This window comes from Streptomyces sp. NPDC057854, from assembly GCF_042797055.1.
Classification (GTDB): domain Bacteria; phylum Actinomycetota; class Actinomycetes; order Streptomycetales; family Streptomycetaceae; genus Streptomyces.
In genome coordinates this window covers 23,809-47,020 of record NZ_JBHVMF010000008.1, presented here as the reverse complement: position 1 = coordinate 47,020, position 23,212 = coordinate 23,809, and the positions used below count along the sequence as shown (strand labels likewise).

Genomic DNA, 23,212 nt, shown 5'->3' with positions numbered 1-23,212 from the left:
CGATGAGTAGCACCGCCGCCGCCCCCGTCCGCACCCTCCGGGCGGGCACCGTCCTGGCCGACCTCCTGCCGTCCAGCCGCGTCCGCGACGTCGCCCTGGTCGTCGGCGGCGCCGCCCTCACCGGCCTCGCCGCGCAGCTCTCCGTCCCGGTCCCCGGCTCCCCGGTCCCGGTCTCCGGCCAGACCTTCGCCGCCCTGCTCGTCGGCACCGCCCTCGGCGCCCGCCGCGGCTTCCTCTCGCTGGCCCTCTACACCCTCGTCGGCATGGCCGGCGTCCCGTGGTTCGCGGAGGCGAAGTCCGGCTACGCGATGCCGTCCTTCGGCTACGTCCTCGGCATGCTGCTCGCCGCCACCGTCGTCGGGGCCCTCGCCCGCCGCGGCGCCGACCGCTCGGTCCTGCGCACCGCCGGCACCATGGTCCTCGGCTCCGCGGTCATCTACGCGGTCGGCGTGCCCTACCTCGCCCTCGCCACCGGTATGACCCTCGGCCAGGCGGTCGCCGCCGGCCTGACGCCCTTCCTCATCGGCGACGCCCTCAAGGCCGCGCTGGCCATGGGCGCCCTCCCGGCCGCCTGGAAGCTGGCCGGCCGCCGCGGCTGACGCCGCCGCCGTACGCGAAGGGCCCGTCGCTCCAGCAGGAGCGGCGGGCCCTTTCCCGTACCGGAGGGGACTAGACGTGGGAGGACTTCCTGATCCGGTCCCTGACCAGCGCGATCGCCAGCACCAGCGCGGCCACCAGCAGCGAGAGCACGACCTGCTCCCGGGCGCTGCCGCCGTCGTAGATCATGTAGCCGAGGACGAAGACGATCATGCCGATCGTCGCCCACGTCAGGTACGGGAAGAGCCACATCCGCACCACCAGCTTCTCCGGCGACTCGCGCAGGATGATCCCGCGCATCCGCAGCTGGGTCACGCAGATGACCAGCCAGACGAAGAGCGCCACCGCGCCGGAGGAGTTCAGCAGGAACGCGAAGACGGTGTCCGGCCACTGGTAGTTGAAGAACACCGCGACGAAGCCGAAGACCACCGAGGCCAGGATCGCCGTCCGCGGCACACCGCGCTTGTCGGCCTTGGCGAAGCCCTTCGGCGCGTCCCCGCGCTGCCCGAGCGAGAAGGCCATCCGGGAGGCCGTGTACAGGCCGGAGTTGAGGCAGGAGAGCACGGCGGTCAGGACGATCACGTTCATGATCTGGCCGGCGGCCGGGATGCCGATGGAGTCGAGCGCGGCGACGTACGAGCCCTTCTCGGTGATCGACGGGTCGTTCCACGGCAGCAGCGTCAGCACCACGAAGATCGAGCCCAGGTAGAAGACGCCGATCCGCCAGATCACGCTGTTCGTCGCCTTGGTCACGGCTCGCTGCGGGTCCTCCGACTCACCGGCCGCGAGGGTCACGATCTCGCTGCCCATGAACGAGAAGACGACCATCAGCACACCCGTCAGGATCGCGCCCGCGCCCATCGGGAGGAAGCCGCCCGTGTCCGTGAGGTGCGCGAAGCCCGCGCCCGGGTTGTCCGAGCCCGGCAGCACGCCGAAGACCGCGAGCAGGCCGATCGCCACGAAGGCGGCGATCGCGACGACCTTGATCCCGGCAAACCAGAACTCGAACTCGCCGTACGAGGCCACCGAGCCCAGGTTGGTCGCGGTGAGCACCACCATCACGATCAGCGCCCACGCCCACTGCGGCACCGCCGGGACCCAGCCCTCCAGGATGACCGCGCCCGCGGTCGCCTCGACGGCCAGCACGACCACCCAGAAGAACCAGTACAGCCAGCCGATGGTGAAGCCCGCCCAGCGGCCGAGCGCCTGGTCGGCGTAGGCGGAGAAGGAGCCGGAGGACGGCCGGGCCGCGGCCATCTCGCCGAGCATCCGCATCACGAACACGACCATCGCGCCGACGAGCGCGTACGAGAGGAGGATCGCGGGTCCGGCGGCGGCGATGCCCGAGCCGGAGCCGACGAAGAGGCCGGCGCCGATGACGCCGCCGATCGCGATCATCGACAGATGGCGGTTCTTGAGCCCGGCCTTGAGGCCGTCGGACGGCGGGGTCTGACCGGTGGTGCCGGTGCTGCCGCCTTCCTTGGCGAGGGTCGGCTGCGTGTTCATGAACGCTTCCTTCGGGTGTGGGGGGTGGCTCGGGTCGCGAGCCGGAGCCATGTAACCCGGCGACCGGCCAGTACGGAAGGTTTGACTCCGGATCGTGATTCAGGACATATCCGGGACATAAGGTCCAGACCAGCAGGGCCGGAAGGCCGTGACCCCCCGGGACCAAGGTCCCGACCCCGCTGACGCCTGCCCCGTCCCCGCCGTGCCACACTCGAAGCCATGCGCGTCTACATCGGTTCCGACCACGCCGGCTACGAACTCAAGAACCACCTCGTCGAGTGGCTCACCGCCCACGGCCACGAGCCCGTGGACTGCGGCCCCCACATCTACGACGCCCTCGACGACTACCCGCCGTTCTGCCTGCGCGCCGCCGAGAAGACGGCCGCCGACCCCGACAGCCTCGGCATCGTCATCGGCGGCTCCGGCAACGGCGAGCAGATCGCCGCCAACAAGGTCAAGGGCGTCCGTGCCGCCCTCGCCTGGAGCGAGCAGACCGCCGCCCTCGGCCGCGAGCACAACAACGCCAACGTCGTCGCCGTCGGCGCCCGCATGCACACCGAGGAGGAGGCGACCAAGTTCGTCGAGATCTTCCTCGCCACCCCGTACTCCGGTGACGAGCGCCACACCCGCCGCATCGACATGCTCAGCGCCTACGAGACCGAGGGCGTCATGCCCCCGATCCCGGCCCACCACCCCCAGCAGGGCTGAGCCCCACCCGCCCGTGCCGCCGGCCCGCCCGGCGGCACGGCCGCGCGCCGTCCCGTCACCCAGGAGAACCGCCGTGCCCGAGGGGCATACGATCCACCGCCTCGCCCAGGACCACCTGGAGCGCTTCGGAGGCCGCCCCGTCCGCGCGACCAGCCCCCAGGGCAAGTTCTCCGACTCCGCCGCCCTGATCGACGGCTCCGTCCTGGAGACCGCCGAGGCCCACGGCAAACACCTCTTCCTCGGCTTCCGCGACGCCTGGGTCCACATCCACCTCGGCCTCTTCGGCAAGGTCGCCTTCGGCGACCCCCCCGCGCCCCCGCCCACCGACACCGTCCGGCTGCGGCTCGCGAACCCCGAGGCGTACGTCGACCTCCGCGGCCCCACCGCCTGCGCGCTCATCACCGACGCCGAGAAGCGCGCGATCCACGCCCGCCTGGGCCCGGACCCGCTGCGCGACGGCGACGACCCCGGCCCGGCCTGGCGCCGCGTGGCGAGGTCCCGCACCACCATCGCCGCCCTGCTCATGGACCAGAAGGTCATCGCCGGCGTCGGCAACGTCTACCGCGCCGAGGTCCTCTTCCGGCACGGCATCGACCCGTACCGCCCCGGCAAGGACCTCACCGCGGGGGAGTGGACCGCGATCTGGGACGACCTGCGGGCCCTCATGCGCGAGGGCGTCCGCCTCAACCGCATCGACACCGTCCGCCCCGAGCACACCCCCGAGGCCATGGGCCGCCCGCCGCGCGTCGACGACCACGGCGGCGAGGTGTACGTCTACCGGCGCGCGAACCAGCCCTGCCACCTCTGCGGCACCCCGGTCCGCACGGCCGACCTCGCCGCGCGGAACCTCTTCTGGTGCCCCACCTGCCAGCCCCCGGGCGCCGCCTAGAACATGTGCGGCAGCCACGGCGCCACCGGCGACCCGAAGGCCACCGACGCCTCCGCCAGCGCCCCGCCCCGCAGTTCGGTCACCCGGCCCGCGGACGCCAGCGCCGCCAGGCCCGTACCGCCCAGATACGCCGCCCCCAACTCCCGCACCGACAGCGCCAGATCCGCCGCGTCCGACGTACGGGAACAGGTCGCCCCCTTCGCGTCGCCCGACAGCCGCCACCGCCCCGCGTTCCACGGGCAGAAGGCGTCCGCCACCTCGAACACCACGTCCACCGGCGCCTGGTACGTCCGCGCCTCCAGCGCCGCGCCCACGTCCACCAGCCGCGCGAACAGCGCCTCCCGCACGGTCGGTTCGCACCGCCGCACGTCCGACACCAGGTGCTGCCACGCGTCGTCCACCGGCCGGCTGTCGAACCGCACCGTCCGTGTCAGGTCCACCGAGCACAGGAACCGCCACAGCGCCGCCTCCGCCACCGGGTCCAGCCCCCGCAGCTCGCGCACCACCACCGAACCGTCCGCGCCCGCCCACGTCCACTCCGGCTTGACCGCGTAGTACGCGTACCCCACGACCTCCCCGTCCCGCTCCGCCAGCACGCACAGCAGCGGCGACGCCCCGTTCCGCGAGCCCGGCGGATCCAGCACCGGCAGCCGCTCCCACCCGGGCGCGCGGGCCGTCGTCCCCGGCCGCAGCGGCACCATCCGGGCGTACACCGCCTCGGTCACCGCCGAGGACTCCGCCGCGTCCACCATCCGCAGCGCCACCCCGTCCGTGCCCTCCGGCACGTCCAGCCGCACCCGCGTCGTGTCGATCGACCCGCGCTGCGACCAGGTCGCCGCCCCGTACCCGAACCGCCCGTAGATGGCCGGCTCCGACGCGGTCAGCACCGCCAGCGGCTCGCCCAGCTCCCGCACGTCGTCCAGCTGCCGGCGCATCAGCGACGTCAGCATCCCGCGCCTGCGGTGCGTCCCCGCCACGCTCACCATCGTCACCCCGGCCGCCGGCACCGACGCCCCGCCCGGCACCGTCAGCCGGAACGAGAACGCCCCCGCCGTCCCCACCGCCCGGTCCCCCTCCCAGACGCCCAGCGACCGCTCGCACTCGGTCAGCTCGCGCCACAGCGCCCGCTCCTCCGGTTCCTCCGCCAGCCCCCCGAAGGCCAGCTCCAGCGCCGCGAACCAGCGATCCCACTCCGACGGGTCCAGCACCCGCAGTTCAGTCGTCATATGCCATCGATATCAGCGGCCCCCGCCCGAGGCGACCCGATTTCACGCACCTTGTCACCGGGGTACCCCTGCACGGCCGCCGCCCGGGTGGATAGGGTCCAGGCCAATGGCCCACCACGGAGTGCACACGTACACGGCCCGGTTGCGCAGGCGCGCCCACCGGGCCCGCGTCGCGCTGCGCCGGACCGGCGTCGAGTACTTCCGCGGCGGCACCTCCGACCGGCTCGCCTTCGCCGGACTCCTGCTCACCGTCCCCGCCATCGTCTGCGGCACCGTCCTCGACCCGGTCTGGTGCGCGCCCGCCGCTCTCGTCCTGCCCATCGTGGCCGGCGGACTGCTGCTGCGCCCCGCCAGCCTCCTCGGCCTGTACGCGGCGGCGGCCGGCGGCCTCATCGTCGAGTCCGCGATCCTCGGCCCGTACGGAGAAGGACCCGCCCGCGTCACCCCCGGCACCGTCCTGGTGGTCGCCGCCTGCGGCCTCTTCGGCCTGCTCATCGCCCAGTTCCGGGCCCGCGTCGGCGTGCCCTGGCGGCGCGGCGGCACCATGCTCTTCGACCTGCGCGAACGGCTCCGGGTGCAGAGCGCGCTGCCCCGGCTGCCGCGCGGCTGGCACCGCGAGATGGCGCTCCGCCCGGCCGGCGGCCAGTCCTTCTCCGGCGACTTCGTCGTCGCCGCCCGCACCCACGGCGGCCGCACCCTGGAGGTCGTCCTCACCGACGTCTCCGGCAAGGGCATGGACGCCGCCTCCCGCTCCCTGCTGCTCTCCGGCGCCTTCGGCGGCCTGCTCGGCTCGCTCCCGCCGCACGGCTTCCTGCCCGCCGCCAACGGCTACCTGCTCCGGCAGAACTGGGACGAGGGCTTCGCCACCTCCGTCCACCTCGTCCTCGACCTCGACTCCGGCGACTACGAGCTGTACTCCGCCGGCCACCTGCCCGCGCTCCAGCTCCACTCCGGCACCGGCCGCTGGGAGGAGAAGGACGGCGACGGGCCCCTCCTCGGCGTCTACGACGGCGCCGAGTTCCACCCCGTCAAGGGCACCCTGCACCCCGGCGACGTGCTGATGCTCTTCACCGACGGGCTCGTCGAAGCCGCCGACCGCGACCTCGCCGAGGGCATCGACCGGCTCACCGGCGAGGCCGACCGCTGTGTCCCCGGCGGCTTCGAGGGCGTCGCCTGGCACCTCATCGAGGCCGTCGCCAAGGACGTCAACGACGACCGCGCGCTCGTCCTCATCTCCCGCCCCGCCTGAACCTTTCGGAGCTGTGGCGCGTCCCACGATTCGTCACCCCCCGCCGAGGGCAAAGGGGTTGGTGGCACGATGGAGGCGCGGGGGTGTCCAGATGCATACCCCGGGCTGGGCAGGGACCGACCGAGGGTGTGATCAGTTGTGGCCATTTCGCTGTCTGTGGTGTTGCTGTTGGCGATCGTGCTCGTGGTGCTGATCCGCGGCGGAAGCCTCAAGGGCGGGCCCGCCGTGGTCGCCGTCCTCTTCGGCTTCTTCCTCGCCTCCACGGGCATGGCCGACGACATCCAGCGCTTCCTGGACTCGATAACCCAGACGATCAGTGCCGTGAAGTTCTGACGCCGGAGTTCTGGCGCCGGACCTCCGGCTCCGGCCGGAAACGGCTCCGGCCCGGCCCCTCGACGAGGGACCGGGCCGGAGCCGTACAAGAGCGGGCGACGGGAATCGAACCCGCGTAGCTAGTTTGGAAGACTAGGGCTCTACCATTGAGCTACGCCCGCACCGGACGCGCCACGGGCACGAAGGCCGCGGCACGGACAGCATGGTAGCCGGTCCGGAGCCGTCCGTGCACGCCCCGGAAAACCGGGGGCCTCGCAGCGTCTCCGTCCATGTACCCTACGTGTCGCACCGACGGGGTGTGGCGCAGCTTGGTAGCGCGTCCGCTTTGGGAGCGGAAGGCCGTGGGTTCAAATCCCGCCACCCCGACCAGCATGATCCTCACGTCCCCCTCGGGGCCCCGACCTCGCGGGTTCTTGATCACGTTGTGGGGCTGCTCCCACGTGCGGTTACTATGCAAGCTGCGAGCCCGTGTGTCTTTCTGACCGGGCCCATCGGCCGGAACCGCCCCGCGCGGCCCGTCCGGAATCCAGGAATCAGCCACAAGGAGACCGAACCGTGAAGAGCGCCGTGGAGACCCTGAACCCGACCCGGGTTCGGCTCACTGTCGAGGTGCCCTTCGAGGAGCTCAAGGACAGCCTCGACGCGGCGTACAAGAAGATCAACCAGCAGGTCACGGTCAAGGGCTTCCGCAAGGGCAAGATCCCGGCTCGTGTGATCGACCAGCGGTTCGGCCGCGGCGCCGTGCTGGAGGAGGCCGTCAACGACGCGCTCCCGAAGTTCTACACCGAGGCCGTGAACGAGGCCGAGGTCAACGTGCTCGGCCAGCCCGAGGTCGACATCACCGAGCTGAAGGACGGCGAGCTGCTGGCCTTCACCGCCGAGGTCGACGTCCGCCCGGCCATCGAGATCCCGGACTACTCCGGCATCGAGGTCGAGGTCGACGCGGTCGAGGTCACCGACGAGGACGTCGAGAAGTCCGTGGAGCAGCTCCGCGAGCGCTTCGCGTCCACCGCCAAGGTCGACCGCGCCGCCGCCGAGGGCGACGTCGTGACCGTGGACCTGACCGCCAAGGTCGACGGCGAGGTGCTGCCCGACGGCGTCGCCGACGGCGTGAAGTACACCATCGGCTCCGGCGAGCTGCTGGACGGCATCGACGCCGCCGTCACCGGCCTGGAGGCCGGCGGCGAGGCCACCTTCACCTCGCAGCTGAAGGGCGGCTCCGCCGCGGGCAAGGACGCCGAGGTCACCGTCAAGGTCACCGAGGTCGCCGCCCGTGAGCTCCCCGAGCTGGACGACGAGTTCGCGCAGATGGCGTCGGAGTTCGACACCCTCGACGAGCTCAAGGCCGACAGCCGCAAGCGCCTCGAGAACATGAAGCAGTTCGACCAGGCCACCCAGGCCCAGGAGCGCGTCCTGGAGAAGTTCCTGGAGCTGGCGGAGATCCCCGTCCCCGAGAAGCTCCTCGAGGACGAGATCAACACCCGCAAGCACAACCTGGAGCACCACCAGCTCGGCCAGATGGGCCTGAGCCTGGAGAAGTACCTGGAGCTCCAGGGCAAGACGGTCGAGGAGTTCGAGGCCGAGACCAAGGAGCAGGCGGTCAAGGGCATCAAGACCCAGTTCCTCCTCGACGAGCTCGTCTCCAAGGAGAAGCTGAACGTCGAGCAGGACGAGCTCACCGAGCACCTGTTCCGCCGTGCCGCCTCCTCCGGCATGTCCCCCGACCAGTTCGCCCAGGCCGTCGTCCAGGGCGGCCAGGTGCCGATGCTGGTCGGCGAGGTCGCCCGCGGCAAGGCCCTCGCGGTCGTCGTCGAGGCCGCCAAGGTCGTCGACACCAACGGCGAGGTCGTGGACCTCTCCGACGACGAGGACGAGGCCGAGGCCGCCGCCGAGACGGTCGAGGCCGCCGGCGAGGCCGAGGCCGCCGAGGAGAAGTGACAGCCCCACCCGGCTGACCACCGAGGCCCGCGCCTCGCGCACCACCCTCGCGTCACGGGCCCGGCCGCACAGCAGTGCGGCCGGGCCCGTGGCCGTACGCGGACCTTTTATGCGCCGCCAACTACCTTGCGCTCCCAGCGAACAGTTCGGGAACCGGGATGGCGTTGTCCTACCTGCGCGTTAGGGTCCATGGATACGGGGGCACTGCCCTCAGAACGAGACGCTGAGACGGCCCGGGGCCGTCGGAGACGAGCAGGTGGATACGTGACGAATCTGAAGCCTTACGCCGCGGGTGAGCCGTCCATCGGTGGCGGCCTCGGCGACCATGTCTACAACCGGCTGCTCGGCGAGCGCATCATCTTCCTCGGCCAGCAGGTCGACGACGACATCGCCAACAAGATCACCGCCCAGATGCTCCTCCTGGCCGCCGACCCGGAGAAGGACATCTACCTCTACATCAACAGCCCCGGTGGCTCCGTGACGGCCGGCATGGCCGTCTACGACACCATGCAGTACATCCCGAACGACGTCGTCACCATCGGGATGGGCATGGCGGCCTCCATGGGCCAGTTCCTGCTCACCGGCGGCACCCCCGGCAAGCGCTTCGCGCTGCCGAACACCGACATCCTGATGCACCAGGGCTCCGCCGGCATCGGCGGCACCGCCTCCGACATCAAGATCCAGGCCGAGTACCTGCTGCGCACCAAGACGCGCATGGCCGAGATCACCGCGCACCACTCCGGCCAGACCGTCGAGACGATCATCCGCGACGGCGACCGCGACCGCTGGTTCACCGCGGAGGAGGCCAAGGACTACGGCCTCATCGACGACATCATCACGCACGCCGCGGGCGTTCCGGGCGGCGGCGGCACGGGCGCCTGAGCGCCGGCAGCACGCAGCAGAGCCCCCAGCCCCCGCTGAACGCCACCAGGACGGTGAACACCCAGATGCAGAACAACCTCTCCCCGAGCGGCCTCTACACCGGCGCGCCGATGGACAGCCGCTACGTCGTCCCGCGCTTCGTCGAGCGCACCTCGCAGGGCGTGCGCGAGTACGACCCGTACGCGAAGCTCTTCGAGGAGCGCGTGATCTTCCTCGGCGTGCAGATCGACGACGCCTCCGCCAACGACGTCATGGCGCAGCTGCTGTGCCTGGAGTCGATGGACCCGGACCGCGACATCTCGATCTACATCAACAGCCCCGGTGGCTCCTTCACCGCGCTGACGGCCATCTACGACACGATGCAGTTCGTGAAGCCGGACATCCAGACGGTCTGCATGGGCCAGGCGGCCTCCGCCGCGGCCGTGCTGCTCGCCGCCGGCACCCCCGGCAAGCGGATGGCCCTGCCGAACGCCCGTGTGCTGATCCACCAGCCCTCCGGCGGCACCGGCCGCGAGCAGCTCTCCGACCTGGAGATCGCGGCCAAGGAGATCCTGCGCATGCGCGACCAGCTGGAGACCATGCTGGCCAAGCACTCCACCACGCCGATCGAGAAGATCCGCGAGGACATCGAGCGCGACAAGATCCTGACGGCCGAGGACGCCCTGGCGTACGGCCTGGTCGACCAGATCGTCTCCACCCGCAAGAGCACCGCCGCCGCGGCGCACTGACGCCCGACCTTCCCTCGGCACGGTTCACGCGGCCCTGACGGCCCGTGTGGCCGAATCACGACCATGTGAACCGTGCCAAGGGGGGCCCGAACGGGGGGCCCGGCAAGGTACCGTCGAATATGAGGCACCAGGAGTCGCTGAACCAAGCGCTCCCAGGCGAAGGGGAAGCACCTCGTGGCACGCATCGGTGATGGCGGCGACCTGCTCAAGTGCTCGTTCTGCGGAAAGAGCCAGAAGCAGGTGAAGAAGCTCATCGCGGGACCCGGTGTGTACATCTGCGACGAGTGCATCGACCTCTGCAACGAGATCATCGAAGAGGAACTGGCGGAGACGAGCGAGGTGCGCTGGGAGGAACTCCCCAAGCCCCGCGAGATCTACGAGTTCCTGGAGGGGTACGTCGTCGGCCAGGAGCCGGCGAAGAAGGCCCTCTCCGTCGCCGTGTACAACCACTACAAGCGCGTCCAGGCCGGCGAGAACGGCGGCGCGCAGGGCCGGGACGACGCCATCGAACTGGCCAAGTCCAACATCCTGCTGCTGGGCCCCACGGGCTCCGGCAAGACGCTGCTCGCGCAGACGCTGGCCCGCATGCTCAACGTCCCGTTCGCCATCGCCGACGCGACGGCGCTGACGGAGGCCGGCTACGTCGGCGAGGACGTCGAGAACATCCTGCTCAAGCTGATCCAGGCCGCGGACTACGACGTCAAGAAGGCCGAGACCGGGATCATCTACATCGACGAGATCGACAAGGTCGCCCGTAAGAGCGAAAACCCGTCGATCACGCGTGACGTCTCCGGCGAGGGCGTGCAGCAGGCCCTGCTGAAGATCCTGGAGGGCACCACGGCCTCCGTCCCGCCGCAGGGCGGCCGGAAGCACCCGCACCAGGAGTTCATCCAGATCGACACGACGAACGTGCTCTTCATCGTGGGCGGCGCCTTCGCCGGCCTGGAGAAGATCATCGAGTCGCGGGCGGGCGCCAAGGGCATCGGCTTCGGGGCGACCATCCGCTCCAAGCGCGAGATCGAGGCGAGCGACCAGTTCCAGGAGGTCATGCCGGAGGACCTGGTGAAGTTCGGGATGATCCCCGAGTTCATCGGCCGTCTCCCCGTCATCACCTCGGTCCACAACCTGGACCGCGAGGCGCTCCTGAAGATCCTCGTCGAGCCGCGCAACGCGCTGGTGAAGCAGTACCAGCGCCTCTTCGAACTCGACGGCGTGGAGCTGGACTTCGACCGCCCTGCCCTGGAGGCCATCGCCGACCAGGCCATCCTCCGCGGCACCGGTGCGCGCGGCCTGCGCGCCATCATGGAGGAGGTCCTCCAGTCGGTGATGTACGAGGTCCCCTCCCGCAAGGACGTGGCCCGCGTCGTCATCACGGCGGACGTCGTCCGCAACAACGTGAACCCGACCCTGGTCCCCAGGATCGTCAAGAACGACGGCCGCCACGAGAAGTCGGCGTAACCGCCACGAGAACGCCGAAGGGGCGCCCCACCGGAATCCCGGCGGGGCGCCCCTTCGCATGGGCCCGTCGCGTCAGATCTTGACGCGGACCTCCTTGCGGAGCTTGGCGGCGATCGCCGAGACCTCGTCGATGGTCCCGCCCTTGCCGGCCATCATGTCGCTCAGGCTGAAGTGCGTGACGTAGCCGAGGGTGCTGTGGTCGCCCCAGACGCAGAACGGCATGGTGACCTCCTTGGGGCCGATGCCCCCGGACTCCTCACCCGTCGGTGCCTTGATCTCCTGGCACTTCATCACGGCGCCGTTCAGCTCCGCCGGTGTGACCGTCCGGGGCTCGCCGACCAGCTCGCCCTTCTCCTTCGGGTCCGACTCGGCCTCGATCTCGGCCTTGATGCCGGCGAAGACGTTGTCGACGGCCTGCTCCGGGTCGTCGATCTCGCCGTACGCACCGCCGAACGCCAGCATCTTCCCGGCGAGCGGGTTGGACTTGTCCTCCGTCTTCCAGGAGGCGTTGGCCCGCTGGGCCCCCTTCACGCCGTACTTCTCGGCGTCCTTGATGAAGTCGTCCTCGTCGGACTGCTTGCCCGAGCTCGGGTCCTTCTTGTACTCGCCCAGCACCGTCTCCGGCGTCACCAGCTTGTGCGGGCCGTCGTTCGCGACGGAGGCGCCGCCCCCGCCGCCGATCAGGAAGTACGCGCCGACCGCGATGGCCGCGACGACCGCGACCGCGCCGATGATCAGCGGGGTCTTGGACTTCTTCGGGGCCGGGGGGTGCGGGACGTAGCCGCCGGGGCCCTGGGGGGCGCCGTACTGCGGCTGCTGGCCGTACGGGTTCGGCTGCTGCTGCGGGTAGCCGTACGGCGGCTGCTGCGGCGGCACGCCCTGCGGCGCCTGCTGGGGGTAGCCGTAACCGGGCTGCTGCTGGCCGTACGGGCCGGGCTGCTGGCCGTACGGCCCGGGCTGCTGCGGCTGCTGGCCCCCGTACGGACCCGGCTGGTTGTAGCTCATCGACTGCTTCCCCTCACAGGACGTTTATGCGTAGCGAACATCCTGTCGGAAGCCGCCCGGTCATGGGGCGCCGGGGGTCACACCGTTACCGAACAATCGCGTTTCGGGACACGGCGGCCACACCCCTAAACTGGGCCCGTGACCGAGAACACTCAGCAGCAGACAGCGCCCACCACCGAACTGCCGACCCAGTACGCGCCGGCCGAGGTAGAGGGGCCGCTGTACGAGCGCTGGGTAGAGCGCGGCTACTTCACGGCGGACGCGAAGAGCGAGAAGCCGCCGTACACCATCGTCATCCCGCCGCCGAACGTCACCGGCTCCCTCCACCTGGGCCACGCCTTCCAGCACACGCTGATGGACGCCCTCACCCGCCGCAAGCGCATGCAGGGCTTCGAGTCCCTGTGGCTGCCCGGCATGGACCACGCCGGCATCGCCACCCAGAACAAGGTCGAGCAGCAGCTCGCCGAGGAGGGCAAGTCCCGCCACGACCTGGGCCGCGAGGAGTTCGTCGAGCGCGTCTGGCGGTGGAAGGAGGAGTACGGCGGCAAGATCCTCGGCCAGATGCGCCGCCTCGGCGACGGCGTCGACTGGAGCCGCGAGCGCTTCACCATGGACGAGGGCCTGTCCCGGGCCGTCCAGACCATCTTCAAGAAGCTCTACGACGACGAGCTGATCTACCGCGCCGAGCGCATCATCAACTGGTGCCCGCGCTGCCTCACCGCGATCTCCGACATCGAGGTCGAGTACCAGGAGGACGCCGGCGAGCTGGTCTCCATCCGGTACGGCGAGGGCGAGGACTCCCTCGTCGTCGCGACGACCCGCGCCGAGACGATGCTCGGCGACACCGCCGTCGCCGTCCACCCGGAGGACGAGCGGTACCAGCACCTCGTCGGCAAGCAGATCAAGCTGCCGCTGACCGACCGCACCATCCCGGTCGTCGCCGACGAGCACGTCGACCCCGAGTTCGGCACCGGCGCCGTCAAGGTGACCCCGGCGCACGACCCGAACGACTTCGCCATCGGCCAGCGCCACGACCTGCCGTCGCTGACCGTCATGGACGAGCACGGCGTCATCACCGTCCACGGCCCCTTCCTCGGCCTGGACCGCTTCGAGGCCCGCTCCGCGGTCGTCGGCGCGCTCCGCGAGCAGGGCCGGATCGTCGCCGAGAAGCGCCCGTACATGCACTCCGTCGGGCACTGCTCGCGCTGCAAGACGACGGTCGAGCCGCGTCTGTCGATGCAGTGGTGGGTCGACGTCAAGCCGCTCGCCAAGGCCGCCGGCGACGCGGTCCGCGACGGCCGCGTCGCGATCCACCCGGCCGACATGTCGAAGCGCTACTTCGACTGGGTCGACAACATGAACGACTGGTGCATCTCGCGCCAGCTGTGGTGGGGCCACCGCATCCCGATCTGGTACGGCCCCGACGGCGAGATCGTCTGCGTCGGCCCCGACGAGCAGCCGCCGGCGGGCGAGGGCTGGCACCAGGACACCGACGTCCTCGACACCTGGTTCTCCTCCGGCCTGTGGCCGTTCTCCACCCTCGGCTGGCCGGAGAAGACCCCGGACCTGGAGAAGTTCTACTCCACCGACGTCCTGCTCACCGGCCACGACATCATCTTCTTCTGGGTCGCCCGGATGATGATGTTCGGCCTGTACGCGATGGACGGCGAGGTCCCGTTCCGGACCATCGCCCTCACCGGCCTGGTCCGCGACGAGCGCGGCAAGAAGATGTCGAAGTCCTTCGGCAACGTCGTGGACCCCCTGGACTGGATGGACAGGTACGGCTCCGACGCCGTCCGCTTCACCCTGGCCAAGGGCGCCAACCCGGGCACCGACGTCCCGATCGGCGAGGACTGGGTCCAGGCGTCCCGGAACTTCGCCAACAAGATCTGGAACGCGACCCGCTTCGCGATGATGAACGGCGCCACGACCGAGGGCCCGCTGCCGGACGCCTCCGCGATGTCGGCGACCGACCGCTGGATCCTGTCGCGGCTCAACAAGACGGTCGAGCAGGTCGACGCGTACTACGACGACTTCCAGTTCGCCAAGCTGAGCGAGGCGCTCTACCACTTCGCGTGGGACGAGGTCTTCGACTGGTACGTCGAGCTGTCGAAGACGACGTTCTTCGCCGGCGGCGAGGGCGCGAAGGTCTCCGGCCGGGTCCTCGGCGAGGTCCTGGACGTCCTGATGCGCCTGCTGCACCCGGTGATGCCGTTCGTCACCGAGACGCTGTGGACCACCCTCACCGGCCGCGAGTCGATCGTCATCGCCGAGTGGCCGGCCGACTCCGGCTTCCGCGACGAGGCCGCGGAGCGGGAGATCGAGCTGGTCCAGCGGGTCGTCACCGAGGTCCGCCGCTTCCGCTCGGACCAGGGCCTCCAGCCCGGCCAGAAGGTCCCGGCCCGCCTGGAGCTGGCCGGCACCGCGCTCGCCCCGCACGAGGCCGCCATCCGCCAGCTGCTGCGCCTCCAGCCGGAGGGCGAGGGCTTCGCGGCCACCGCCTCCCTGCCGGTCGCCGGCTGCACCGTCGCGCTGGACCTGTCCGGCACCATCGACGTTGCCGCCGAGCGCAAGCGGCTCGCGAAGGACCTGGCCGCCGCCGAGAAGGAGAAGGCCCAGGCCGAGGCCAAGCTCGGCAACGAGGCGTTCCTCGCCAAGGCCCCCGACAACGTCGTGGACAAGATCAAGGGCCGCCTCGCCAAGGCGGACGAGGACATCGCCCGCATCCAGGCCCAGCTGGAGAAGCTGCCGCAGGCCTGACGCGGACCCGACGCGGACGGCGGAAGGGCCCGGGACCGGCACGGTCCCGGGCCCTTCCCGTACCCACGGGACCAGAAGGCTGACGAAGTGCCTGATCTCACAGCAGACGGGACTTCAGGTCCACGGCGTCGGGACCAAGGACCCTGGATGATGGAGACATGGTCCGCCTCCCCACCCTTCCCGCGCTGCGCCGCCGCGTGGACCGGTGGGCCGGATCGGCCCCGGCCCTCGACGTCGTCGCCGCGCTCAGCGCGTTCGCGCTCATGCTGCTCGACGTGCCGGGCCTGGCCCGCGCCGACAACTCCCTCACCGGCGTCACCGCCACCCTGGTCCTCGCGGCCGGCGCCGCGTCCCTGGTGCTGCGCCGGCGGGCGCCCTGGCTGCCGTACCTCGTCGCCCTCGCGCTGATGGGCTGGCTGCACGAGGTCACCCTCGTCCAGTTCGCGCTCTACTCCATCGGGCGCTTCCGGGGGCGCCGGGCCGCCGTCGCCGCCACCCTGCTCTACACGGGCGTGGCGTACGCGTACTTCCAGCTGCCCGGCTGGCCCGCCCGGCACGGCGACACCCTCAGCGACTTCCTCAGCCTGGTCGTGCCGATCGGCGTCCTCGCGGCCGGCGTCGGCATCGCCGCCCACCGCCACGACCTCGTCAGCGCCCTGGAGGTCCAGCGGCGCGAGGCCGCCGCCCGGCAGGCCGTCCAGGAGGAGCGCATCCAGGTCGGGCGGGACGTCCACGACCTGGTCGGACGCGAGCTGACCGTGCTCGCCGTACGCGCCGAGGTGCTGGCCGTACGGGCCCGCGGCGAGGCCCACCGGAAGGACTTCGAGGAGCTCGCCGACACCGCCCGGCGCGCCCACCTCATGCTCAACGAGACGCTGGTGCGGCGCGCCGACCGGGACGGCGCCACACGCGGCCTGGAGGGCCTCGCGGACCTGGCCGCGGAGAGCGAGCGGATGGGCAGCCCGGTGGACCTGGACGTGGCCGAGGAGGTCAAGGCGCTGTCGCCGCTGCGCCAGACCGCCGTCCACCGGGTGGTCCAGGAGTGCCTGACGAACGCGGCCAAGCACGCGCCCGGCCTGCCCGTCCGGGTGGGCATCGGCGTCGAGGGCCCGGACCTGTGGATCGAGGTCCGCAACCCGCTCCCGAAGACCCCGCCGGACCGCGCGCCCGTCTCCACCGGCACGGGGCTCGTCTCCATGGACGAGCGGGTCGCCACCATGGGCGGCACCTTCACGGCGGGGGAGAAGGACGGCGCGTACGTGGTCCGGGCGACCCTCCCCTCCGGCCTCCCGCGCTGACCCCCGCGGCCACCGGCCGACGGCAGGGGGCCACCGCCCGACGGCAGGGGGCTGCCGGCCCGACGGCAGGGGAGGGGCTACCGGCCCGACTCCGCCTTGCCCAGCACCCGCTGGAGGCCGTCGAAGTCCTCCACGCAGCGGCCCGAGCCCAGGGCCACGCAGTCCAGGGGCGCGTCCGCCACGAAGACCGGGATGCCCGTCGCCGACGCCATCCTGAGGTCGAGTCCCGGCAGCAGGGCGCCGCCGCCGGTCAGCACGATGCCGTGCTCCATGACGTCGCCGGACAGCTCCGGCGGGCACTCCTCCAGCGTGGTCCGCACCGCCGCGATGACCGCCTCCACCGGTTCGTCCAGCGCCTGCCGGACCTCCGGGACGGTCAGCTCCACCGTCCTCGGCAGACCGCTGACCTTCTCCCGGCCGCGCACCGTGAAGGTGCGCCGCTCGAACTCCTCGCCGCCCGGGACCGGCCACGCCGAACCGATCGCCACCTTCACGTCCTCGGCCGTCCGCTCGCCGACCAGCAGCGAGTGCGCCCTGCGGACGTGGTCGGCGACCGCCGCGTCGAAGCGGTCGCCGCCGACCCGCAGGGACTGGGCGGTGACGATGCCGCCGAGCGAGATCACCGCCACCTCGGTGGTGCCGCCGCCGATGTCCACCACCATGGAGCCGCGCGCGTCGGAGACCGGCAGGCCCGCCCCGATCGCCGCCGCCATCGGCTCCTCGATGAGGTGGACGGCCCGCGCGCCGGCCGCGACGGAGGCGTGCACGATGGCCCGCCGCTCGACCGGGGTGACCCCGCTCGGCACGCAGACGACCATCCGGGTGCGGGGGCGGCGGCGCCCCGGGACGGCCTTGCGGACGAAGTGCCGGATCATCTCCTCCGCCGCCTCGTAGTCGCTGATCACCCCGTCGCGCAGCGGCCGGATCGCGGTGATGGACCCCGGCGTCCGGCCGATGGTCTCCTTCGCCTCGGCGCCGACCGCGAGCGCGTGCCGGGAGCCCTCCTGGACCGCCACCACGGACGGCTCGTTGAGCACGATGCCCCGCCCCCGGGCGTAGAGGAGGGTGTTGGCCGTGCCGAGATCGATGCCTATGTCCATGATCGCCAAGTTTGCCGGGCGGCCCCGGCGGACGGCGGGCCGAAGGTCCCGAAAGGGGGAGGTCCATGGTCCTGTCGGTGGGCCTCCGTAGACTTGGGTCCGTGAGTGACCCGAGCGACCAGAGCGACCACGCCGACGGCTTCGACGACCTCGTCGACGAAGCGACGGACCGAGACCCCGACCTGGCGGTGATCGAGGCCGGCAGCCGCACCCTGCGCGCCCTGGCCGGACCGCCGCAGGGCGACCCCGTGCCTTCCCGCCCCGAGGACCCGGAGCTGGACGCGGCCCTGCGCGAGGTCGAGACCGAGCTCTCGACCCGCTGGGGCGAGACCAAGCTGGAGCCGTCCGTCAAGCGGATCGCGGCGCTCATGGACGTGCTGGGCGAGCCGCAGCGCGCGTACCCCTCGATCCACATCACGGGCACCAACGGCAAGACGTCGACCGCCCGCATGATCGAGTCCCTGCTCGCCGCCTTCGAGCTGCGCACCGGCCGCTACACCTCGCCGCACGTGCAGACGATCACCGAGCGGATCAGCCTGGACGGCGCCCCGGTCTCCGCCGAGCGGTTCATCGAGACGTACCAGGACGTCAAGCCGTACGTAGAGCTGGTCGACGCCCGGGAGGAGTACCGCCTCTCGTTCTTCGAGGTCCTCACCGCAATGGCCTACGCGGCCTTCGCGGACGCCCCGGTCGACGTGGCGATCGTCGAGGTCGGCATGGGCGGCACCTGGGACGCGACCAACGTGATCGACGGCTCCGTCGCCGTCGTCACCCCGATCGACCTCGACCACACCGACCGGCTCGGCGAGACGACCGGCGCGATCGCGGGCGAGAAGTCCGGGATCATCAAGGAGGGCGCGACCGTCATCCTGGCCCAGCAGCCGGTGGACGCCGCCCAGGTGCTGCTGAAGAAGGCCGTCGACGTCGACGCGACGGTGGCCCGCGAGGGCATGGAGTTCGGCGTCGTCTCCCGCGAGGTGGCCGTCGGCGGCCAGCTGCTGACCCTGCGCGGTCTCGGCGGCGAGTACGAGGACGTCTTCCTGCCGCTGTACGGCGCCCACCAGGCGCACAACGCGGCGGTGGCGCTCGCCGCCGTCGAGGCGTTCTTCGGCATCGGCGCGGAGCACGCCCGCACCCTCGACATCGAGACCGTCCGCCGGGCCTTCGCGCAGACGTCGTCGCCGGGCCGGCTGGAGGTCGTCCGCTCGTCCCCGACGGTCGTCCTCGACGCCGCGCACAACCCGCACGGGGCCCGCGCCACCGCCGAGGCCGTCTCGGAGTCCTTCGGCTTCTCCCGGCTCATCGGCGTCGTCTCCACCAGCGGCGACAAGGACGCCCGGGGGCTGCTCGAAGCCTTCGAGCCGATCTTCGCGGAGATCGTCGTCACGCAGAACTCCACCTCCCGCGCCACCGACGTCGACGCGCTCGCCGCGGTCGCCGTCGAGGTGTTCGGCGAGGACCGGGTCGTCGTGGAGCCGCGGCTGCCCGACGCCCTGGAGGCGGCGATCACGCTCGCCGAGGAAGAGGCCGAGTACGGCGGCGCCGGCGTGCTGGTGACCGGTTCGATCTTCACGGTCGGCGACGCCCGGCTGCTGCTCAAGAGGGGCTGACCCGGACATGCGCGTGCTCTGCTCCTCCACCCTGATCGGCGAGTTCTTCGTCATCGGCTTCGCCGGTCTCGTCGCCATGAAGGACGACAGCCTCACCACCTCCACCGTCTGGTGGGTGTGCGGCGTCGCGATGGTCCTCTCCGTGCTGCTGTGCGGGATGGTCACCCGGCCCGGCGGCGTGCAGCTCGGCTGGGCGCTCCAGATCGGGCTGGTCATCAGCGGTTTCTTCGTGCCCGTCATGTACTTCCTCGGGGCCGTCTTCGCCGTGCTGTGGTGGTGCTCGGTGCACTACGGACGCAAGGTGGACGAGATCAAGGCCGGCTGGGCCGCCTCCGAGGGCGCCCGGGGAACCGCAGGGCCTGACGCTGCGTGACGGGGGGCGGTGCGGGCCCTGTAGATTCAGAGGCCCGCACATCCCTCCCCTAAGGAGTTCCTCCCGTGAGCCAGCGCACGCTCGTCCTGCTGAAGCCCGACGCGGTCCGCCGCGGTCTCGTCGGCGAGATCATCGGCCGCATCGAGCGCAAGGCCGGCTGGACCCTCGCGGCCCTGGAGCTGCGCGAGCTGGACCAGGCGACGCTGGAGCAGCACTACGGCGAGCACAAGGGCAAGCCCTTCTACGAGCCGCTGATGGGCTTCATGTCCTCCGGTCCGGTCGTCGCGCTCGTCGTCGAGGGCGAGCGGGTCATCGAGGGCGTCCGCCAGCTGGCCGGTCCGACCGACCCGATCGCCGCCGCCCCGGGTTCCATCCGCGGCGACTACGGCACCATCGTCCGCGAGAACCTCATCCACGCCTCGGACTCCGAGGAGTCCGCCGCGCGCGAGCTCAAGATCTTCTTCCCCGGACTCGCGTGACCCCTCCCTGACCGGCCGCTGACCCCCCGTCAGCCGAACGGCAGCCAGATGTGGGGCGACCGAAGGAATTCGGCCGCCCCCAGGCATATGAACGCCAATCCCGGGAACGGATCGCCGCAACCTACCGTCACCTAGTACAGAGGTGGACCAGCGCGCGCCATCCGCGTGAGCGGCACTACGATGAAAACTCTTCGCCGCACCACCCTCAGCCATGGGAAACAAGGGGAACTTCATGTCGTTCATCGGCCGTGACATGGCTGTCGACCTCGGGACCGCCAACACGCTGGTGTACGTCAGGGGTCGAGGCATCGTCCTCAACGAGCCGTCCGTCGTCGCGATCAACACCAACACCGGCGGGATCCTCGCGGTGGGTGCCGAGGCGAAGAAGATGATCGGCAGGACCCCCGGCAACATCGTCGCCGTCCGCCCGCTGAAGGACGGCGTCATCGCCGACTTCGAGATCACGGAGCGGATGCTCCGTTACTTCATCCTCAAGATCCACAAGCGCCGCTACCTCGCCCGCCCCCGCGTCGTCGTCTGCGTGCCCTCCGGCATCACCGGCGTCGAGCGCCGCGCCGTCATCGAGGCGTCCACCCAGGCCGGCGCCCGCCAGGTGCACATCATCGAGGAGCCCATGGCCGCCGCCATCGGTTCCGGCCTCCCCGTCCACGAGGCCACCGGCAACATGGTCGTCGACATCGGCGGCGGCACCACCGAGGTCGCCGTGATCTCCCTCGGAGGAATCGTCACGGCACAGTCCATCCGGGTGGCCGGCGACGAGCTGGACAACGCGATCATCCAGCACATCAAGAAGGAGTACTCGCTCCTCCTCGGCGAGCGCACCGCCGAACAGATCAAGATCACCATCGGTTCGGCCTACGACCTGGAGCAGGACGAGCACACCGAGATCCGCGGCCGCGACCTCGTCTCCGGCCTCCCCAAGACCGTCGTCATCTCGGCCGCCGAGGTCCGCAAGGCCATCGAGGAGCCGGTCAACGCGATCGTCGACGCCGTGAAGACCACCCTCGACAAGTGCCCGCCGGAGCTCTCCGGTGACGTGATGGACCGCGGCATCGTTCTCACGGGTGGCGGCGCCCTGCTGCGCGGCCTCGACGAGCGGCTGCGCCGCGAGACCGGCATGCCGATCCACATCGCCGAGGACCCGCTCGACTCGGTCGCCCTCGGATCCGGCAAGTGCGTCGAGGAGTTCGAGGCCCTCCAGCAGGTCCTGGACGCCCAGCCGCGCCGCTGACCCGCCGGCCGGGCGGAAGCCCGTACGGTACGAACATCTGCACAACGAACCACGAGGGAAGGGCACGGCCGCCGCACGTGAGGGACACACGAGAGAGCCGGCTGCTCCTGGTGCTGCTGGTCGCCATCGCGTTCGCGCTGATCACGGTGGACATCCGCGGCGGCCAGGAGTCGCCGGTCGACGGCGCCCGGCAGGCCGCCGCCGCCGTCTTCGGCCCCGTCGAGAACGGCGTCGCGGCGGCCGTCGACCCCATCGGCAACGCCATAGGCGCCGTCCGCGACTCCGGCGAGCGGCACACCCGCATCGCCGCCCTGGAGAAGGAGAACGCCGAGCTCAAGGCGGAGCTGGGCAGCGACGACCGCAACCGCAACCGGCTGCGCGAACTCGACGCCCTGCTCAAGACCGCCGGCGCCGGCCAGTACGGCATCAAGGGCGCCCAGGTCATCGCCATAGGGTCGGCCCAGGGCTTCTCCTGGACCGTCACCCTCGACGTCGGCGCCCGCGACGGCATCCAGCGCGACATGACCGTCCTCAACGGCGCCGGACTCGTCGGCCGGGTCACCACCGTCGGCCCGTCCACCTCCACGGTCCTGCTCGCCAACGACCCCGACTTCACCGTCGGCACCCGCATGGAGAAGTCCGACGAACTCGGCTTCGCCACCGGCCAGGGCGACCGCCCGCTCCTCGTCCAGCTCCTCAACGGCAAGGCGAAGGTGAAGCCCGGCGACCGCCTCGTCACCTTCGGCTCGGCCGGCGACCGGCCCTTCGTGCCCGGCGTGCCCGTCGGCGAGATCATCCGCGTCGACCCGATGGGCGGCGGGCTCACCCGGAACGTGTACGTGCGCCCGTACGTCGGCTTCAGCAAGCTCGACATCGTCGGCGTCGTCGTCCAGGCGCCCCGCTCCGACCCGCGCGACACCGTGCTGCCGCCGAAGCCGAAGCCCGCGCCGACCGTCACCGTCACGGTCACCGCGAAGCCGCCCGCCGACGGCGGCCAGGCGAACGAACAGCCCCAGGGCCAGGCCGAGCGGCCCGTCCAGGAGCAGGCACCGCAGGACCAGGGCCAGGCTCAGGACCAGGCCCAGCAGCCCGACGGCCAGGCGGCCGCGCCGGACGACCAGGAGGACGCGACACCGTGAAGTTCAACCGCATCCTCCTCTCCGCGACGCTGATCGTCGTCGCGCTCGTCGTCCAGGTCTCCGTCCTCGCCCGGCTCCAGCTCCCCGGCGCCGTCCCCGACCTGGTCCTCCTCACCGTCGTCGCCCTCGCGCTCGTCCACGGCCCCGTCACCGGCTCGCTCGTCGGCTTCTCCGCCGGCCTCCTCGCCGACCTTGCCCCGCCCGCCGACCACGCCGCCGGCCGCTACGCCCTCGTGCTCTGCGTCGTCGGCTACCTCGTCGGCCTCGCCCGCCCCGAGAACGGCCGCTTCACCTCCGCGATCGGCCCGATGGCCGCCGTCGTCGCCGCGGCCGTCGGCTCCACCCTGCTCTACGCGGGCGTCGGCGCCCTCGTCGGCGACACCGCCGCCCGCCACGTCGGCCTCGGCTCCCTGCTGTTCACCGCGGTGGTGTACGACCTGCTGCTGGCGCCGTTCACGGTGCCGCTCGTCATGGCCCTGGCCCGGCGCGCCGAGAACGACCCGGTCGCCGACGCCACGGGGGCGGGCGCCGGCGACGTCGCCTCCGGCTGGCTCGCCTCCGGCACCGGCCTGAGGATCGGCACCCAGCGCGGCGGCCTGCGCGTCAAGGCGGCCCGCACCCGCGCCGGACGGGCCGGACGCATCAAGGGAGTCAAGCGACTGTGACCGAGGGGGCACCGGCA

Annotated in this window: 21 protein-coding genes and 2 tRNA genes; 18 read left to right on the top strand and 5 right to left on the bottom strand. The window is 71.5% G+C overall.

Going from position 1 to position 23,212, the window contains the following annotated elements:
• Window positions 1-2: 2 nt before the first annotated feature.
• Window positions 3-599: a biotin transporter BioY gene (locus ACFVQZ_RS13705; RefSeq protein WP_030494060.1), complete on the top strand. Its 597-nt coding sequence runs from the start codon at window positions 3-5 to the stop codon at window positions 597-599.
• Window positions 600-669: 70 nt separating this feature from the next.
• Here ACFVQZ_RS13705 and ACFVQZ_RS13700 read toward each other — a convergent pair whose 3' ends face one another.
• Complete coding sequence (locus tag ACFVQZ_RS13700) at window positions 670-2,103, bottom strand: amino acid permease (RefSeq protein ID WP_030494061.1); 1,434 nt, start codon at window positions 2,101-2,103, stop codon at window positions 670-672.
• A 219-nt stretch (window positions 2,104-2,322) separates the two neighbouring features.
• On the opposite strand from ACFVQZ_RS13700, the gene ACFVQZ_RS13695 reads away from it, so the two are divergent.
• Both ACFVQZ_RS13695 and ACFVQZ_RS13690 read left to right on the top strand, forming a co-directional pair.
• Window positions 2,323-2,811: a ribose-5-phosphate isomerase gene (locus tag ACFVQZ_RS13695; RefSeq protein WP_383621845.1), complete on the top strand. Its 489-nt coding sequence runs from the start codon at window positions 2,323-2,325 to the stop codon at window positions 2,809-2,811.
• 73 nt (window positions 2,812-2,884) lie between these two features.
• Window positions 2,885-3,700, top strand: coding sequence for an Fpg/Nei family DNA glycosylase (locus ACFVQZ_RS13690; protein WP_383621842.1), 816 nt, complete (start codon window positions 2,885-2,887; stop codon window positions 3,698-3,700).
• Here ACFVQZ_RS13690 and ACFVQZ_RS13685 read toward each other — a convergent pair.
• Complete coding sequence (locus tag ACFVQZ_RS13685) at window positions 3,697-4,926, bottom strand: GNAT family N-acetyltransferase (protein WP_030494064.1); 1,230 nt, start codon at window positions 4,924-4,926, stop codon at window positions 3,697-3,699. The two genes, ACFVQZ_RS13690 and ACFVQZ_RS13685, sit on opposite strands and share 4 nt — an antisense overlap.
• Before the next feature lie 106 nt (window positions 4,927-5,032).
• Between ACFVQZ_RS13685 and ACFVQZ_RS13680 the strand changes: the two genes are divergently transcribed.
• Together ACFVQZ_RS13680 and ACFVQZ_RS13675 are read left to right on the top strand one after the other, a co-directional pair.
• Window positions 5,033-6,175, top strand: a complete 1,143-nt coding sequence (locus tag ACFVQZ_RS13680) for a PP2C family protein-serine/threonine phosphatase (protein ID WP_030494065.1) — start codon at window positions 5,033-5,035, stop codon at window positions 6,173-6,175.
• 138 nt (window positions 6,176-6,313) lie between these two features.
• Entirely contained in the window at window positions 6,314-6,508 is a 195-nt protein-coding gene (locus ACFVQZ_RS13675; protein WP_030494066.1) for a hypothetical protein, read from the top strand.
• 90 nt (window positions 6,509-6,598) lie between these two features.
• On the opposite strand, the gene ACFVQZ_RS13670 is transcribed toward ACFVQZ_RS13675, so the two are convergent.
• Window positions 6,599-6,669, bottom strand: a tRNA-Gly gene (locus ACFVQZ_RS13670).
• A 131-nt stretch (window positions 6,670-6,800) separates the two neighbouring features.
• Here ACFVQZ_RS13670 and ACFVQZ_RS13665 point away from each other — a divergent pair.
• The 5 genes from ACFVQZ_RS13665 (at window position 6,801) to clpX (ending at window position 11,514) form a co-directional block, all read left to right on the top strand.
• Window positions 6,801-6,877 (top strand) — tRNA-Pro (locus ACFVQZ_RS13665).
• Between the two features lie 186 nt (window positions 6,878-7,063).
• Window positions 7,064-8,446 (top strand): trigger factor, encoded by a 1,383-nt coding sequence (gene tig, locus ACFVQZ_RS13660; protein WP_030494067.1) that lies wholly within the window; start codon window positions 7,064-7,066, stop codon window positions 8,444-8,446.
• A gap of 264 nt (window positions 8,447-8,710) precedes the next feature.
• A complete protein-coding gene (locus ACFVQZ_RS13655) occupies window positions 8,711-9,328 on the top strand; it encodes an ATP-dependent Clp protease proteolytic subunit (protein WP_030494068.1) in 618 nt (205 codons plus the stop codon).
• Window positions 9,329-9,393: 65 nt separating this feature from the next.
• Window positions 9,394-10,056 carry an ATP-dependent Clp protease proteolytic subunit gene (locus tag ACFVQZ_RS13650; RefSeq protein ID WP_030494069.1) on the top strand — a complete coding sequence of 221 codons (663 nt, stop codon included), beginning with the start codon at window positions 9,394-9,396 and terminating at the stop codon, window positions 10,054-10,056.
• A 174-nt stretch (window positions 10,057-10,230) separates the two neighbouring features.
• Window positions 10,231-11,514, top strand: a complete 1,284-nt coding sequence (gene clpX, locus ACFVQZ_RS13645; RefSeq protein ID WP_030494070.1) for an ATP-dependent Clp protease ATP-binding subunit ClpX — start codon at window positions 10,231-10,233, stop codon at window positions 11,512-11,514.
• A gap of 72 nt (window positions 11,515-11,586) precedes the next feature.
• On the opposite strand, the gene ACFVQZ_RS13640 is transcribed toward clpX, so the two are convergent.
• On the bottom strand, window positions 11,587-12,519 hold the full coding sequence (locus ACFVQZ_RS13640; RefSeq protein WP_383621835.1) for a hypothetical protein: 933 nt from the start codon (window positions 12,517-12,519) through the stop codon (window positions 11,587-11,589).
• 138 nt (window positions 12,520-12,657) lie between these two features.
• Here ACFVQZ_RS13640 and ACFVQZ_RS13635 point away from each other — a divergent pair, with 138 nt between their 5' ends.
• Window positions 12,658-15,279 (top strand): valine--tRNA ligase, encoded by a 2,622-nt coding sequence (locus ACFVQZ_RS13635; RefSeq protein ID WP_383621832.1) that lies wholly within the window; start codon window positions 12,658-12,660, stop codon window positions 15,277-15,279.
• Between the two features lie 158 nt (window positions 15,280-15,437).
• On the top strand, window positions 15,438-16,577 hold the full coding sequence (locus tag ACFVQZ_RS13630; RefSeq protein WP_030494073.1) for an ATP-binding protein: 1,140 nt from the start codon (window positions 15,438-15,440) through the stop codon (window positions 16,575-16,577).
• A gap of 77 nt (window positions 16,578-16,654) precedes the next feature.
• Here the strand turns inward: ACFVQZ_RS13630 and ACFVQZ_RS13625 are convergent, their stop codons facing one another.
• Window positions 16,655-17,677, bottom strand: a complete 1,023-nt coding sequence (locus ACFVQZ_RS13625; protein ID WP_383621827.1) for a rod shape-determining protein — start codon at window positions 17,675-17,677, stop codon at window positions 16,655-16,657.
• A gap of 65 nt (window positions 17,678-17,742) precedes the next feature.
• On the opposite strand from ACFVQZ_RS13625, the gene ACFVQZ_RS13620 reads away from it, so the two are divergent.
• The 6 genes from ACFVQZ_RS13620 to mreD all read left to right on the top strand — a co-directional run bounded on the left by ACFVQZ_RS13620 (window position 17,743) and on the right by mreD (window position 23,195).
• Entirely contained in the window at window positions 17,743-19,287 is a 1,545-nt protein-coding gene (locus ACFVQZ_RS13620) for a folylpolyglutamate synthase/dihydrofolate synthase family protein (protein ID WP_107645412.1), read from the top strand.
• A 7-nt stretch (window positions 19,288-19,294) separates the two neighbouring features.
• Window positions 19,295-19,660 carry a DUF4233 domain-containing protein gene (locus ACFVQZ_RS13615; RefSeq protein WP_030494076.1) on the top strand — a complete coding sequence of 122 codons (366 nt, stop codon included), beginning with the start codon at window positions 19,295-19,297 and terminating at the stop codon, window positions 19,658-19,660.
• Window positions 19,661-19,725: 65 nt separating this feature from the next.
• Window positions 19,726-20,139, top strand: a complete 414-nt coding sequence (ndk, locus tag ACFVQZ_RS13610; RefSeq protein ID WP_030494077.1) for a nucleoside-diphosphate kinase — start codon at window positions 19,726-19,728, stop codon at window positions 20,137-20,139.
• A gap of 232 nt (window positions 20,140-20,371) precedes the next feature.
• Window positions 20,372-21,391, top strand: coding sequence for a rod shape-determining protein (locus tag ACFVQZ_RS13605; protein WP_019886273.1), 1,020 nt, complete (start codon window positions 20,372-20,374; stop codon window positions 21,389-21,391).
• A gap of 77 nt (window positions 21,392-21,468) precedes the next feature.
• Complete coding sequence (gene mreC / locus ACFVQZ_RS13600; protein ID WP_051787684.1) at window positions 21,469-22,530, top strand: rod shape-determining protein MreC; 1,062 nt, start codon at window positions 21,469-21,471, stop codon at window positions 22,528-22,530.
• Complete coding sequence (gene mreD, locus ACFVQZ_RS13595) at window positions 22,527-23,195, top strand: rod shape-determining protein MreD (protein WP_030494079.1); 669 nt, start codon at window positions 22,527-22,529, stop codon at window positions 23,193-23,195. The genes mreC and mreD overlap by 4 nt, the downstream gene beginning before the upstream one ends.
• Window positions 23,196-23,212 lie beyond the last annotated feature (17 nt).